Origin of the sequence: Pigmentibacter sp. JX0631 (assembly GCF_029873255.1) — a bacterium.
Classification (GTDB): Bacteria; Bdellovibrionota_B; Oligoflexia; order Silvanigrellales; family Silvanigrellaceae; genus Silvanigrella.
In genome coordinates this window covers 1,508,221-1,522,602 of sequence record NZ_CP123622.1, presented here as the reverse complement: position 1 = coordinate 1,522,602, position 14,382 = coordinate 1,508,221, and the positions used below count along the sequence as shown (strand labels likewise).

At 30.0% G+C, this 14,382-nt stretch carries 13 protein-coding genes; 2 read left to right on the top strand and 11 right to left on the bottom strand.

All coding sequences use genetic code 11. The annotated features are described in order from the left end of the window. Window positions 1-88: 88 nt before the first annotated feature. Window positions 89-802, top strand: a complete 714-nt coding sequence (locus QEJ31_RS06605) for a hypothetical protein (RefSeq protein WP_280592992.1) — start codon at window positions 89-91, stop codon at window positions 800-802. A gap of 2 nt (window positions 803-804) precedes the next feature. Here QEJ31_RS06605 and QEJ31_RS06600 read toward each other — a convergent pair whose 3' ends face one another. Then, entirely contained in the window at window positions 805-1,326 is a 522-nt protein-coding gene (locus tag QEJ31_RS06600) for a hypothetical protein (RefSeq protein ID WP_280592991.1), read from the bottom strand. A 125-nt stretch (window positions 1,327-1,451) separates the two neighbouring features. Further along, window positions 1,452-3,239: an AAA family ATPase gene (locus tag QEJ31_RS06595; protein ID WP_280592990.1), complete on the bottom strand. Its 1,788-nt coding sequence runs from the start codon at window positions 3,237-3,239 to the stop codon at window positions 1,452-1,454. Window positions 3,240-3,414: 175 nt separating this feature from the next. On the opposite strand from QEJ31_RS06595, the gene QEJ31_RS06590 reads away from it, so the two are divergent. Beyond that, window positions 3,415-4,449: a beta-ketoacyl-ACP synthase III gene (locus QEJ31_RS06590; RefSeq protein WP_280592989.1), complete on the top strand. Its 1,035-nt coding sequence runs from the start codon at window positions 3,415-3,417 to the stop codon at window positions 4,447-4,449. A 3-nt stretch (window positions 4,450-4,452) separates the two neighbouring features. On the opposite strand, the gene QEJ31_RS06585 is transcribed toward QEJ31_RS06590, so the two are convergent. The 9 genes from QEJ31_RS06585 to QEJ31_RS06545 all read right to left on the bottom strand — a co-directional run bounded on the left by QEJ31_RS06585 (window position 4,453) and on the right by QEJ31_RS06545 (window position 14,341). Further along, the gene (locus QEJ31_RS06585; protein WP_280592988.1) at window positions 4,453-5,112 is read right to left on the bottom strand and encodes a hypothetical protein; all 660 of its coding nucleotides are present in this window, start codon (window positions 5,110-5,112) and stop codon (window positions 4,453-4,455) included. Window positions 5,113-5,206: 94 nt separating this feature from the next. Further along, the gene (locus QEJ31_RS06580; protein WP_280592987.1) at window positions 5,207-8,092 is read right to left on the bottom strand and encodes a TIM-barrel domain-containing protein; all 2,886 of its coding nucleotides are present in this window, start codon (window positions 8,090-8,092) and stop codon (window positions 5,207-5,209) included. 218 nt (window positions 8,093-8,310) lie between these two features. Continuing rightward, on the bottom strand, window positions 8,311-9,966 hold the full coding sequence (locus tag QEJ31_RS06575) for a ribonuclease J (protein WP_280592986.1): 1,656 nt from the start codon (window positions 9,964-9,966) through the stop codon (window positions 8,311-8,313). Between the two features lie 11 nt (window positions 9,967-9,977). Beyond that, window positions 9,978-11,705: an AgmX/PglI C-terminal domain-containing protein gene (locus tag QEJ31_RS06570; protein ID WP_280592985.1), complete on the bottom strand. Its 1,728-nt coding sequence runs from the start codon at window positions 11,703-11,705 to the stop codon at window positions 9,978-9,980. Between the two features lie 3 nt (window positions 11,706-11,708). Further along, window positions 11,709-12,254 carry a hypothetical protein gene (locus QEJ31_RS06565; RefSeq protein WP_280592984.1) on the bottom strand — a complete coding sequence of 182 codons (546 nt, stop codon included), beginning with the start codon at window positions 12,252-12,254 and terminating at the stop codon, window positions 11,709-11,711. Window positions 12,255-12,261: 7 nt separating this feature from the next. Further along, window positions 12,262-12,717 (bottom strand): hypothetical protein, encoded by a 456-nt coding sequence (locus QEJ31_RS06560; protein WP_280592983.1) that lies wholly within the window; start codon window positions 12,715-12,717, stop codon window positions 12,262-12,264. A 55-nt stretch (window positions 12,718-12,772) separates the two neighbouring features. Then, window positions 12,773-13,573, bottom strand: coding sequence for a MotA/TolQ/ExbB proton channel family protein (locus QEJ31_RS06555; RefSeq protein WP_280592982.1), 801 nt, complete (start codon window positions 13,571-13,573; stop codon window positions 12,773-12,775). Between the two features lie 9 nt (window positions 13,574-13,582). Beyond that, complete coding sequence (locus tag QEJ31_RS06550) at window positions 13,583-13,891, bottom strand: hypothetical protein (RefSeq protein WP_280592981.1); 309 nt, start codon at window positions 13,889-13,891, stop codon at window positions 13,583-13,585. Window positions 13,892-14,080: 189 nt separating this feature from the next. Further along, window positions 14,081-14,341: a hypothetical protein gene (locus QEJ31_RS06545; protein WP_280592980.1), complete on the bottom strand. Its 261-nt coding sequence runs from the start codon at window positions 14,339-14,341 to the stop codon at window positions 14,081-14,083. Window positions 14,342-14,382: the final 41 nt, after the last annotated feature.

The window sequence follows — 14,382 nt, the reverse complement described above, 5'->3', positions numbered from 1 at the left end:
TACCATTCTTCAAACCAAATATTTCCTTGTAATTTCATTATACTAAATATAAAAATAGAATTCAATCTAAACAACCAAGGAGGGTGTAATGAAAATCAGAATTGTAGCATTTTTTCTATTTGTATACTTCCAAACTGTTTTATTTGCGAACCAAAATGAGGAAAATATTCCAGAAAATTATAATTTATTTTTCATGAAATATTTAGAAGAAAATAAAGGAAAATATAGTGAAGTTAACAAAGTCATTATTCAATGTGAAAAAACTGTATGTAATTTAAATTTAAAAAATGAGAATCAAACCATTTTTCGCATCAATGCTTATTTTCAGGATAATTTTGAAGGTAACAGTGTTGTAATGAATTCTTATTATGATAATGGCAGTTTTTTTGAAAATGAAATTTACACGATTGAAAAAACATTAAAAAGAACGAAACGCTGGGATTTATTTAAACCATCCATAGATGGTAGTTGGTTAGCAAATGAAAGATCTATTTTGCTGAGAAATGCTATGAGAGAATTAGACAAAGCAAAGAAACAACAAAATGGTGATAATAAAAACGATTCAAAGGTAAATTCAAATATTGAAAATAAACCTTCCCAGAAAGATTCTAGTTCCACCCATACAGTGAAAAAAGAAGAAAAGACAGAAACTAAACAACAACCCATTGTTGAAAAGAAGGAAGAGAAAAAACAACAACCAACTATTTTTTTTAAACCATCTATAGATGGCAGTTGGTTAGCGAATGAGCGAGCAGCTCTTTTAAGAATTGCTAGGAAAAAGATGAATGAAGGAAAACCATAAAATTAGTGTTCTGCAAAAAATTCTAAAACACTGTAGGTTAAATTAATGTTAATACTCGAAGGAAAAATAGTTTCGTTTGGCCACCAGCCAATATTATAAAAATGGAAATTGGTGTTTTGGGCATAATCTTTGTAAATTGTAATTCTTGCCTTGGGTTTCGTGGTTAAAATATTGGTTTTGTTTGCACATATAGTTCCAATTTTTTGGTAGTTAATATAAATTTCAAGTCCCCTACCCTGTTCTTTTGTGTGACCTAAAATATTAATCCACGCGCAAGGAATTTGTGTATCGCGTATGTCGACAATATAATTTTTATAAATAAAATGCTTTGATTTTGGTAATTCAGTTGCATTATCAGGGTCTAAATTATTTACTTTATAATAAGATTCCTTTTCACTTCTAATGTAATCTTTTTTAGTACTAAAAGTTATTGATTCATCTGTTTTATTTTCTATTTCTAAATTTATAGAAGCGAAAGATAAATTGCAAAATAAAATTGCTGCTATTGTTGAAATATATTTCATATTTTTCTCTTTTTTAATTATGTTATTTGATTTTTTTTTATTTGTCTTATACAATATCAAAACATCAAACATATGCAAGAAAAATATTTTAATTTTTTTTAGAGTAATTTATTTTTTAAATTTATTTAATTAATATTTTTGTGTGCTTCTTGGACAAGAACTTTTGCTTGGGCAATACTTTCAGCACTTACTTCTTCACCAGACAGAAGAATAGCAATTTCTTTTAATTTTTCTTCTTCACTCGCTTCAAATATTTTTGTAGATGTTCTGTTACTTGTAAATTCTTTTATCACAACAAAATGATTTTGGGCAAAACATGCAACTTGTGGCAAGTGTGTTATGCAGATAGCTTGTCTACTCATGTTTTCATTGTTACCACGGCAAAATTCGAGTAATTTTTTTCCAACTTTTGCGGCAATATTTCCACTGATTCCTGTATCAATTTCGTCAAAAACAAATACGCTCATTGAATTGTTACCAAATAAAATATTTTTAATGGCTAGCATTATTCGTGAAAGTTCCCCGCCACTTGCTACCTTATCTATTGGTTGTGCTTCTATTCCAACATTGGTTGATAGAAGAAATTGCGCTTTTTCCTTCCCAAATTTAGAGAGCTGTTGAAATTTAGTAATAGCTTCTCTAAAAATTGGTTTTTCAATAAAATTAAATAATTCTTGAAAGTCATTTATTTTATTGTTTTCTTTTAATTCACAAATAAATTTTGATTTTTCCATGCCTAATTCACTTAATTCTTTTTCAATAGATTGAGTAAGTAAAGATAATTTATTTTTTCTGTTTTTTGATAATTGTTCTGATAAATATAAGCATTTTTTTATTGTTTCTTCACATTGGAGTATTTCTGCTTCAATTTCTAAATCAATTGTTAAAGTTTTACTAAGAAATTCTTCACATTTATTTTTATATATTAAAGCATCTTCAATGGTTGGTCCAAATTTTTGCAGTATTTTATTGTAAGTATCCATTCTTTGAATTGCTTGATGTAAATTACTTTCTTCTACAGTATACTTTTCTGAAGTTATTTCTAGCTTATGAGAAAACTCTTCTACTAAGAAAATAATTGAATCAATTTGTTCTAAATAATTTGCAAATTCGTTATTTCCGCTATGTCTATACATTTTTTCAATTGTTTTTTTAGATATTTTTAAAATATCCATACAGCTTGGGTCATTTTGACTTAAATTTGAGATAATTTCATGGCAATTCTTTTTAATTATTGCTGATTTTTTTCCTATAGCAATGACTTCTTCAAGTTCTTTAAATTCAGTAGCATTAATATTTGATTCCTTTATTTGCGATAATTCAAATTCATATAAATTTTTTTCTCTCTTTAAAAGATTTTGTTCATGCATTAGGGATTTAATTATCTTAATTTTTTCATGGGCAAGAAGGTAAGTCGTAATATAGTTTTTATATATTTCAATATTATTAGCAATTTCATCTAAATAATAGGTATGCGACTCCGTATCAAGAAGTTTTTGATTTTCAAATTGGCTACTAATGTCAATAAGTTCGGCCGCAATGTGTTGTAAAACTTTTGTACTTACAATTGTTTCATTCACAGTTGATTTGTGTTTGCCATTGCGTTGGATGTATCTTTTGAGAATAATTTCTTCAGGATCATCTGAATAAACAGGGATTCCATACTCTTCAAGCAAATTAAATATTGTGAATTTATTTTTTTGTGGCGAAAAAATACCTGTAATCAAAGCACTTTCTTCACCTGTTCGAATAAGATAGGTATCAACTCTAGCCCCTCTTAAAAGGCTCATCGCATCGACAAGTAAGGATTTTCCCGCACCTGTTTCACCAGTAATGACATTCAAGCTATTTTTAAAGTTGACCACAATATTTTCAGCAATGGCTAAATTTTGAATATATAACTGCTTTAACATATATTTTCCTAGTTTTTAAATTATGCCTAAAAGGCTAAAAAGCCTAATATTAATATTAAAAATTTCATGTCAGAATATAATTATTTCTTGCACATCTAATTAAATTTGCCATGATAAGCTTCCTAGGTTAGGACTTTTAATTCCTAAGTCATGGTTGCTAGAGGAGAGTATAAACATGGCAAAATATTTTAAGACAGTGATGACCCATTTTTCTCGTTATCTTCCTCCCGGAAGAGTGACGAATAACGATTTAAGTAAATTAATGGATACAAATGATGCTTGGATAACAGAAAGATCTGGAATTAAAGAGCGCAGATTCGTAGAGGAACCGATAGCGACTTCTGATCTTGCAATAGAAGCTGTTAAAAAAGTATTAGCTGAATCTAATTTAAAACCTGCTGATTTCGATTATATTATAGCTTCAACGTTATCACCAGACTATTATTTTCCAGGTATTGCTCCTATCGTACAACATAAATTAGGATTTCCAACTATTCCTGCAATTGATATTCGAGTCCAATGCAGTGCCTTTGTTTATTCCACACAACTTGCTGATGCCATGCTAAAAAGCGGTCAGTATAAAAGGATACTCTTAGTTTTTTCAGACGTACAAAGTAAATTGCTTGATTTAACCACCAATGGAAGAAATGTCGCTGTCCTTTTTGGTGATGGAGCTGCGGCGGTCATTTGTGAAGCAAAAGAATGTACACAAGAAGAAATTCCTCAGGCTTCTAACCAATCTTCAGGTGTGATTGATACTATATTAGGAAGTGATGGAGTCGGAGCTGAAATGCTTTTATTGAGAACTCCTGGTACAGCCACCCGAGGATTTTTAAGTCCTGAAACCTATGAAAATGGCGATTGGCATCCTAAAATGGATGGAAGGGTAGTCTTCAAACATGCTGTAAATAGAATGTGCGAAGTAGCTGAAACTTTAATGGCAAGAAATAAAATTTCTGCAAATGATATTGCTTGCCTCATCCCGCATCAAGCCAATCTGAGAATTAGTGAAATGGTGCGTGAAAAAATGAATTTATCACAAGATAAAGTGTTTAATAATATACACAAGTATGGAAACACAACATCTGCAACAATTCCTATTTGTATTAATGAAGCTTTAGAAGAAGGTAGAATTAAAAAAGGTGATCTCGTACTTACTGTTGCGTTTGGTGCAGGATTTACTTGGGGCGGAAGTCTTATTCGCCTTTAAATTCTATTTTCCACCACCACTAAAATCACCAAAGCTGATTAAAAAGGTTATCATTATACCAGAAATTGTGGCTTGAGAAGGATCTGATAATAAAGTAGCACCATAAGTTGTTACTTTGTATGGAAAAGTATAGTGATATCCTCCTCCTAAACTTGCTTTAAAGTTCCTACCGCCAGAAACTCCTAGCATTAAAAATGGTTCTAAAAAAAGATAATCCACATTAATGCTCCCACTTTGTGAACCATTAATTGTCGAGTAATTTAAATTACCAATTCCAAAAAAAGAGCCTAATTTAAAATCAACTATGGATAAATCAATCCCATAACCCGATTTCACTCCAAAATTTGTAATTTCATATGTACTGGCTGAAGTACTAACACTGCTCGTTGTAGTGCTGCCATACATTACTCTGCCACCAGTGAAAAAACCCTTACGCATAAAAGTGGCATCACCACCTATAAGCAGCATATTTTCTGGAAATGGAGGTTGCCCCGCGCCAGTAGCAATTGTCCCAAACTTTCCATAGTTTGGTTCAAATAATGCTACTAATGCACCAGCTGAAGATTCATTATTAGAAGAAGCATACACATTTTCTATTTGAAAAATGAAAAAGAATGCAATGTAAATAAAAAGAATAATTTTAAAAGTAAGGAAAATTCTCATTTTTATACCTATTTTTTCTTCTATCGAATAAAAAAAAATATAGTTAAAAGAAATATTTTCCTAGTTTTTTATTTAACAGGAACTCAACATGATTTTAAAAATTAGCCGTTAAACTTCCACCGTAGCCCTTATCAGTTGATTGAAATGAGTTATTTGTTCCTTGTTGCCATTGTAATATTTTATTATCTTTCTTTTTTACACATTTCCATTCAATATTTTTTGTATTTGAGGGGATATTTGGAAGATAAACATTCCAATTAGGGTAATCAACCGGATTTAACTTGATAGCGTTTTCAATGTTCCAATTTCCAAGTTCTGGAATATTCCCAACAATATAAATTGATTCACCAATATTTGTTTGGGCATTTAAACATGAAAAACTATATTGAGTATATTTTTCATTTATTTTACTACTTGAAACAGTTAATTCAGTTTTATTATTTTTAGTTATGTTACTTAAATATATTGAATATGAATTTCTAGAAGACTTTATCCAACAATTGTTTTTATTATTAGTACATACTGGTACTTTATTATTCGCGAAGAAAACAGAATTTATTTCCTCGCTAGGAAGTGCTAGTTCAATACTAATATTTCTATTTGCAACAAATCCATTATAGCTTCCTTTGGTTGGATTAATAACAATACTAGTTAAATTTGAATTTTTTTTCTGTGAAATTACTGTTTGTGAAAACTTTGAGGATTTATAATCAATTGATTCGCCATCGTCTTCATAAAGCACAAAACTTGTTGGATTTTCACTTGGAAATATTTTTAAAATTAAATCATTATTCTGCGAAAAATCTTTTCTTAATCCAGAAATATTTAAAGTTTTATCATCAACTAGCATTTGTGGAATGATAGCTCCTTCTCGGATAAATAAAGGAACTTTAAATTTACTATCGATATATGTTGGGAAATTAAGAAATGTCTTACCTGTTGCTGTAACTTCATCGAGTGTATGATAATTTAGCCAACGCCCAGCAGGTAAATAAATATCTTTTCTAATAGGGTCATTATATTGATAAACAGAACTAGCAAGTAAAAATTTTCCAATCAATTTTTCACTGCTGTTTGCTCTGGCCATTAAATCATCTTGAAATTCAGATACTAAAGGTGGAATAACAGCTTCTCCGTACAAATAAGCACGGTAAAAAAGTGAATAATAGTAAGGTGACAAGGAATATCTTTGAAGTAAGTTTTCTTTATTAGAATTAAAATCACCAATTAAAGAAGGAGTTGTTTCTGAATTATCTGTTTCACCCATCCAAGTATGTGGTCTAATAGGAAAATCAAAGTGAGCAGCATTTGCAAACCACATTGTGTATAATTTTTGTATATCATTTCCGTCAAAAGCATTTCTGTGGAATCCGCCTGTATCTGCTGAATAAAAATCAATGCCGCTTAAAGAAACATTCATTTGATTATTAATATGTGCTTTTATTGCTCCTAAATTTGCGCCAATGTCGCCTGACCACATTCCTGCTCCAAAGCGTTGCATGCCAGGAGCACCTGCGCGAGATATGAAAATAGGTCTAGTTTGAAATTTTGGATCACTTGCTTTAGTCAAATAACCACGATAAATGCTTTCTATCCATTTAAATGCATATAAATTTGCAACATCCGCATGTCTATTTTTTAGCACTCCATTAATATTTAAACCATAGTAATAGGCATTTGAATCGTACATTTCAGGTTCATTTAAATCTAACCAAAATTGATTAATTCCCATCTGAATTAAAGGAACTTCTTTTTTGGCAAACCAGTAATCACCTGCTTGGGGATTTGTCCAATCAATCATTCCTCCACTTCCCCACCAAGTATCTTTAAAATATACGGGAGTGCAATTTGTATTATTTTTTCTAACTAAAAAACATTGTCTTTGTAATTCAGAATAATCGGTTTTATTTTCACTTGGAGCTAACGCGTTTTCAGAAATATACGATTCCTGTATTGGAATAAATTCTACCCCTTGCTCTTTGTATTTTTTTACATTTTGTGCTGCATTTGGAAATGAATATGGATCAAAGGAAACAGTGCCCATGCCTTTTGTTCCGCCAAACCAATATAAATCTAATGCGAAACCATCTACCGGAAAGTTATTTTTTCGTAAATGATCTAGTTTTACGTTTACTTCATCCCAATTATGATATCCGTATTCGCTAATCCATAAACCTAACATTTTCTTTGGAGGCACTAAAGGATTACCAGTAAGAGATAAGTATTTTTGTCTTAATTCTTCTAAATTTTTTCCAGCGATAATAAAGTAACGAATTTGATCCCCCCACATCGAAACTTTCCATTTAGAAGTATTAGTAAAATCCCAACTCATTTTATATTGATTATCTATAAATATCGCATAATTTTGTTTGTCGTTACCTAGAGCGTAAAGTATAGGAAATTGAATTTTTGAATTGGCTCCACCTGCAAAACCTATAAACGAGTTTCCAAATTCACCCGGCTCCCATTTTCTACCAATCCAGTCACCATTTGCATAATTTGGATCATAAAAATATTGCCCTAAACCATAAGCATTTCTATTTTGATCAGATTGAATATAAATATCTTTCGTTGGTTGATCTAAATTTTCAGGACATATATTTGCAAGAGAGTAAGACAATTTCTTATTAAAAAAACTAATGCAAAGATCAGAATTTATTTTTATTGCTAAGCTATTAGTTTCTACACTGTTACTTGTTTTTTGAAATTTTTCAGGACCTCTAAAAAGAGTTGAACTTGAAATCATTGGTGTAGTGTATAAGGGTAGTTTTATACTATTTTTGTCACCTTTTCCTAGTTCAATATGAATAATATCATCGGAATAAGCTTCGACGACTAAGTAGTTATTATTTGAGTAAAATTGTGTTGATGAATTTTCTAAATTTAATTTTTTTCTGGCAAATGCAAAATTATAATTAAACGATAGAATAAAAAATGCAACACCAGCAGTTAGCACAAATTTATAGTTATTTATTTTCATAAATAATCCTTTTATTGATATTAAATTTTAATTATATACTTTAAATACCTGAAAAAAATAAAAATGCAATAATAAAAAACTAATTAAAATAAAAATAATTAATTATTATTAATATTTAATAATTTTAGAGAAGGAGTTATTAATTATAATATATAAAACATAAAAATTAAATTTCTTTTTATATATGCAAATGGGAATTTAAAAGAAACATTCCATAATTATATGTGCTGGAATATTATTAATACATTTGTCTTAAAGTTTAAGCGTTTTTCTATAAATCGTCTAATCGCAACTCGCATATCTTCTTGGAGTATCTCAGGAGAAAAAGTTCTTTTTTTTGCGCATTGATCAAAAACATTATTAAAAATCATAGGAACTTTTTTTGCTAATTCTTTACTATCAATGGGAACGCCTTTCACAACAACAACAGGATCGCTTACCAAATTGTAGTTATTTGCTTCGAAATTCAGAGATACAACAACAATACCTCCATGTGCCAAAGCAATTCTGTCTTTATAAATTTGACTAGATTGAGAAAATATTCCACCTGGACAGACATAATCTCTACCGCTTGTTACGGTGTCTACTACTCCCATTAATTTGGGTCCGACAACAACTACATCACCATTTTCAGCTAAATATGCATTTTGTGGATCAACACCACAGGAAACGGCTATTTCTCGGTGTTTTTTGAGGTGTCTATAAGTACCATGGACAGGTAAAAAACTTTCTGGCTTAACTGTTTCAATACATTTAATTAAATCTTCTTGATATCCATGACCACTCACATGAATGGAATTATTTTCTTTTGCTGTAACTACTTTGCAGCCAATTCTTGTGAATTGGGTAATGAGGCTATCAATTTGTTTTTCATTCCCTGGAATCATTCTGGAGGAAAAAATAACAGTATCTTTCTCATCAATTTTAAATTCATTAATATTATTCCATGCAATACGATGCAATCCTGAAAAAGATTCGCCCTGACTACCTGTACAAATTAAGCAAACCTCATTGCGGGGAAAATTTTTAATGTCAGCAATATCAATAAAAACATTATTATGAACATTAAGTAAATTTAAACGGCCAGCAATTTCAGTATTTTTTAAAAGTGATTTACCTAAAAATGCAACTTTCCTACCAGTTAAATAAGCCGCTTCTAATATACTTTGTAGTCTCCAAATATTACTTGCAAATGTTGCTATTAATACAACCCCTTTTTCCTTTTCTAAGTATTCAATAAATTGGGGAGAAACATCTGCTTCGCTGAAGTCTGTTCCTAATTGGAAAGAATTTGTGCTGTCACTCATCATTAAAGTAACAGTTTTTCCTTCAGTTACTTTTTTTATGTTTTCATGAGTCATTGTTTTTTCAGGTGGATTTTTATCGATGCGAAAATCACCCATATGTAGAATATTGCCTAATTTGGTTTCAATAAAAAATCCTGATGCCTGAGCAATACTATGATTTACAGGAAATATTGTTAATTTTATATTTCTAAAATATGCGGGCTCAAAATAATTCCACACATTAAATATTGCGTCATAAATTTCAGCTTCTTCAAATTTAGACTTAATTAATTCTATTGTAAATTCTGTTCCATAAATTGGTGCAGGGAATTTTTTATAAATAAAGGGAAGAGCTCCAATATGATCTTCGTGACCATGGGTTATTAGCCAAGCTTCTGGCTGAATTTGGTTTTCTTCTATAAACTTAGTATCAGGCAGAATTAGATCAACACCTACATTTGATGGATCAGGAAATAATGCACCACAATCTATAAAATAAAATTTATCTATGACATTTAAAATTGTCATATTCATCCCGATTTCACCACAACCTCCAAGTGGGATGATTTTAAGAAAATTAGAATCCATTTATAATCCAATCATTTGTTCTTTGTAATAATAAACTGAAAAGGATAAGTAACAGTTACAAATCCATTTTTTGGTTTTGGAAAATTCCACACCAAAAGTCTTGATTCAAGACAAGCTATCAAATTTTTATCAAAAATGCTTGATTCAACTACTGAAACATCAGCAGCTTTTCCTGATTCAAGTATTTTCCAACTGATAGTCATAGTTCCTTGCAAACCCGGATGCTTTCTAATTGCTGAATTGTAACAAGATCTTATTTCTTCTTTCTTATTAAAAATAACAAAATCTACCATTTGAGTGTCAATTGTCGCTTTTGGAGGAGGAAGTGGAGGAATTTTAAAAATACCGACTGAATAATACGCGTTGTGCATTAAATTATTGTATTGTAAATCAAAATTAAAGTTATCATTTTTCTTTCTATAATCAGAAGGGATTATCAGGCTATTTTGCGATATCCAAATAATTGAATTTTTATTGTTTTTGTCAAATTTATACTTTTCTAACATTTTTTTTCTATATTCTGATTCTTCTGCAATAGCAGCTTCTCTTTCAGCATCTTTAAAGTTTTTAAATTCCGTTATAAAAGATTTATCAGGTTGCGGTCCAATGACTTGTCCAGTTGATGGAGGATCTACTATTCCTAACTTTCTTGCTTTATATTTTTCTGCATAAAACTCTTTCAGTATAATATGTTCTTCATCTAAATATTCAATAATTGCTTGATCAGTTTTTTGTAATTGATCTATTCTTTTTAATAAAACTGAATATTGAGATCCACCGTTTAGTCCAGATACAGAACTAGATATGGAGGGATATGTTTTTAAAAAAGAAAAGTATCTATCAGCATCTTTTGCTGTTCTTTGTATTTCTAAATTTTTATTATTTTCGTATATTGTTTTTTCCCAATTTTCTATCTTACTTGAATTATCAACATAATCATGTGCATTTTGCAGAAATGGAATTACCGATTCTGAACTTTTTCCAATTTCAGCATTTTCCCATCTTTTCATCAGTTCAAAAATCCAAAATATCGCTAATTTTTTATTATCATTTCCATCGTATTTTGTTTTGTATACAAATGGTAATAATCTTATATTTTCAGGAGAAATTATTTTTATTGCTATTTCATCAGGTAAATTAATTATACCTGCAAAAGGAACAAGAGGCGCTTTTAACAACCAAAAAATAATAGGTATAAAAGCTAGTCCTGTTGCTAAAATGCTTATTGGAATTACCTTTCTTTCTATTGGTACATCATATTCAGGCATTTGAAAAATATTTCTTTCTAGACCTTGAACTTTTGGGGAATATTTTATTGTATTTTCTTTTTCAATTTTAAAGGTGATGTCAAAACCATTAAATTGAATTTTTCCTCTAGAACCATAATCTAAAGAAACAGCTAAGGGATCTTCTATAGAAGTAAGTTGTAGTAGTGATCCTCTTGGTGAAGTGAAGTCTTTAAAGTTTCCAAATTTATTCCCAGTTGATAAAAATCCTTCAAGTCTTGGGTCTAAAATAATATCGACTTTGTTTCTTCCTATTTTAAATAATACCATTTCAAGTAACGTACGTGCATATGGGATAAATAAATCACATTTTGGTTTATCACCTATTTTTATTTTTTTCATTAATAAAGAATCAATTTTAACTTTTTTTTCAATTTGTAAAGCACCAGTTTGAAAAACTTGGAGAAATAAAAATGTGTTTTGATTTAATATTTTTTTCTTGTTGCTTGGCATTTGTTACCTTTCAACAGCAATATCAAAATCATCATATCCAAATTGAGAAAAAACTCTCATAATATATTTTAAATCTTGAAATGAGATTGTTCTATCTGACCATATTTTTACTCTTGAAATAGCAGGATCAGGGACTCTTATTAACAAAGCAGTTAACATGATATTTTTTCTTTTATCCTCAAAATAATCAAGAAATTTTTGACCATCTTTAGGTAATATAAATGATTTTCCATTTTCAAAAATAATTCTTAAATTATTTGTCTCCTGTTCATGAGATAAATAAATAGTAATAGCTGATTTTCTTTCACGGACGAAAAATCCTTTTTGGAGTTTTTTAATTTTATCTAAACTGCTGTAAGCTTTTGATGCAGATTCAAACAGGAAAAATTCTTCTCTAATTTTCAAAGATATAATAAAAATTGTCCAGCTTATAAATGCGGCTATTGCCAGAGAAAATAAAAATTGTCTTGACATTAATTTATAGCTAATAACTGTTATTGCTCTTTCTTCTCTCCAAACCCCAAATTTTTTAGTAGCTAGAGTAAACATTTATTCCTCAATTATTTTTAAACATATCTAATAAAACTATCGAAGGTGAATATTTTTTATTTGAATAATTGTTTGCTAAATTTTGTTGTTCGATAATTTCATATATTGTTTGCAATATTTCGACCGTTTTATTATTTGAAAATTCTGAATCAAACATTACACCAACAACACCGCTTGGGAACATTTTACTTTTATACTTATAGCTTCCTATTTTACTTAGAAAATCATATTTCCAGTCTTTTCCTAAAATTAATAAGTCATTATTTGGTAATGGCGCAACTACACTTTTTAAAGTACCGAAAAGGACATTGTCTCGAATAAAAATAAATGTAGGCGAATCATTTGATAAATATGTTTCATTAGCAACTGCTTTTATGCGATTATTTTCAGTATTTAATGTCCGAAGATTATAAAAAACTATTTTTCTATCATGTGTTTTTATTAACTCAACAATTGTAAACAAAAACCCAATACCTATCGTAGTAATGAGTGCAAAACCCCAATATGTCCAAGAATAACTAGATAATTTCTTCTTCGTCAGGAACCTCTTGTAGACCCGCATCGGCACTATCATCTTTTTTCCCTTTCGACTCCATTCTTTCGTGTCCACCATCACCATCTAAATTACTTCTGGAAAAACTTTCAGCTTCTTCTTGATTTGTTGCTACTGAAGCACCACCAGTAAACATTGGCTGCATTTCAGGAGATAGAATATTTAGAACAACACAAAGACTGTGCTCCATTTCTGCTTCCAACCTCCATGCAATTGCATCTAAAATTCCAAATGGGATCATTAGTAAAACTGCAGAAACTAATGAAATTGCTAAAGGAAGTAACGCATGTGAAAGACCATTAGAAAAAGTAAAGCTTTTTAATCCTAGTTCTAATCCCTCAACCATTCTAAATGAGCTCCAGATCCCTTGAACTGCTGCAATCGCTCCAAGCAAGACGCTCGCTGCCGCCAGATTTGGAAGTTGACTGATTCTTCTTCTCACTCTTGGGAAAAAACGGAGACTTTCTTCCGATACTGTAGCCCTCACCCGCATAGGGTCATTTTCATATGCATCTATAGCCTTCAAAGTGAGCATTGGTACGGCAGTTTTTGAAGTTGCTTTTGTAAAATTTCTAGCTCTTTCCATGTCATTTGCAGCAAGCATTTTTTTTATAGTTGTATTGAATTTTTCAAAATTAATGCGATAAACAAATTGAAGTATAATAAATTTTTCAAAGATAATTATATAGCCTACAGAAACAAAAGCTAAAATGATAAAAGGAATTATTTCACCATTTCGGTACATTAAAAAAATGTCATTTAGCATAAACTTTCCTTACTTATCAATTGGAAACTCCAACATAAAATCAAGATCAGTCATTCCTGTTAATTCGTTTGGCCTATCTAAAAGTTGAATTAGTTCTTTATGGGGATTAAAACCTGAATCAAATGAGTCAATATCATAATTAAATTTTGGTAGCGGAATATCGGCTAAACTAGCAGGTTCTGCTTCACCATCTATTGTGATAGATGTTTTTTCCTTACTTACTTCTGAATTAGCTGCTGAGTTTACTGAAAGTAACAAAGTAAACAGATTTATTGTCATTACTAACTTATAAGATTTTGCTTGCAATTTCATTTTCATAGTCAATATCTTCAAAAAAGTAGATTTATTTCTTGAATTATGGAATTATTAATTAAGAATATCAATAATAAATATACGTAAATTTGACTAATATAAGAGAAAATTTTGCCTGTAGGTAATTTTTTTTGCAGATTATACAAATATTAAGAGAGGAAATAGAGAATTGGAAAGTAATATATGATGCAGATTTTACTCATCTTCATCATATATAATAATGTCTTCCCAGGAGAAGCCATTAGCTACCATAACTATTTCATATTCTTTCCCATCTTTTTCTATAAAATTTTCAGTAAAAAGACATTCTTTTCCATCAATAGTAATAAAATTTGGGACTTCATCTTCATCACTATGACCAGCATTGCGGTATAAATCGTCAATTTTTTCTCTTTCAACAAGATAATACTCACCTTTTACTGGTGACATTTTTACAAGAGTTTCTGATAAAGCCATGGCTTATCTCCTTAGGGCAGGTTAACAAACGAAATATAGGT

What these genes read in the sequence shown, in the direction of transcription:
- QEJ31_RS06605 (WP_280592992.1), top strand. Translation starts at nt 89, where the DNA reads ATGAAAATCAGAATTGTAGCATTTTTTCTATTTGTATACTTCCAAACT.
- QEJ31_RS06600 (WP_280592991.1), bottom strand. Translation starts at nt 1,326, where the DNA reads ATGAAATATATTTCAACAATAGCAGCAATTTTATTTTGCAATTTATCT.
- QEJ31_RS06595 (WP_280592990.1), bottom strand. Translation starts at nt 3,239, where the DNA reads ATGTTAAAGCAGTTATATATTCAAAATTTAGCCATTGCTGAAAATATT.
- QEJ31_RS06590 (WP_280592989.1), top strand. Translation starts at nt 3,415, where the DNA reads ATGGCAAAATATTTTAAGACAGTGATGACCCATTTTTCTCGTTATCTT.
- QEJ31_RS06585 (WP_280592988.1), bottom strand. Translation starts at nt 5,112, where the DNA reads ATGAGAATTTTCCTTACTTTTAAAATTATTCTTTTTATTTACATTGCA.
- QEJ31_RS06580 (WP_280592987.1), bottom strand. Translation starts at nt 8,092, where the DNA reads ATGAAAATAAATAACTATAAATTTGTGCTAACTGCTGGTGTTGCATTT.
- QEJ31_RS06575 (WP_280592986.1), bottom strand. Translation starts at nt 9,966, where the DNA reads ATGGATTCTAATTTTCTTAAAATCATCCCACTTGGAGGTTGTGGTGAA.
- QEJ31_RS06570 (WP_280592985.1), bottom strand. Translation starts at nt 11,705, where the DNA reads ATGCCAAGCAACAAGAAAAAAATATTAAATCAAAACACATTTTTATTT.
- QEJ31_RS06565 (WP_280592984.1), bottom strand. Translation starts at nt 12,254, where the DNA reads ATGTTTACTCTAGCTACTAAAAAATTTGGGGTTTGGAGAGAAGAAAGA.
- QEJ31_RS06555 (WP_280592982.1), bottom strand. Translation starts at nt 13,573, where the DNA reads ATGCTAAATGACATTTTTTTAATGTACCGAAATGGTGAAATAATTCCT.
- QEJ31_RS06550 (WP_280592981.1), bottom strand. Translation starts at nt 13,891, where the DNA reads ATGAAAATGAAATTGCAAGCAAAATCTTATAAGTTAGTAATGACAATA.
- QEJ31_RS06545 (WP_280592980.1), bottom strand. Translation starts at nt 14,341, where the DNA reads ATGGCTTTATCAGAAACTCTTGTAAAAATGTCACCAGTAAAAGGTGAG.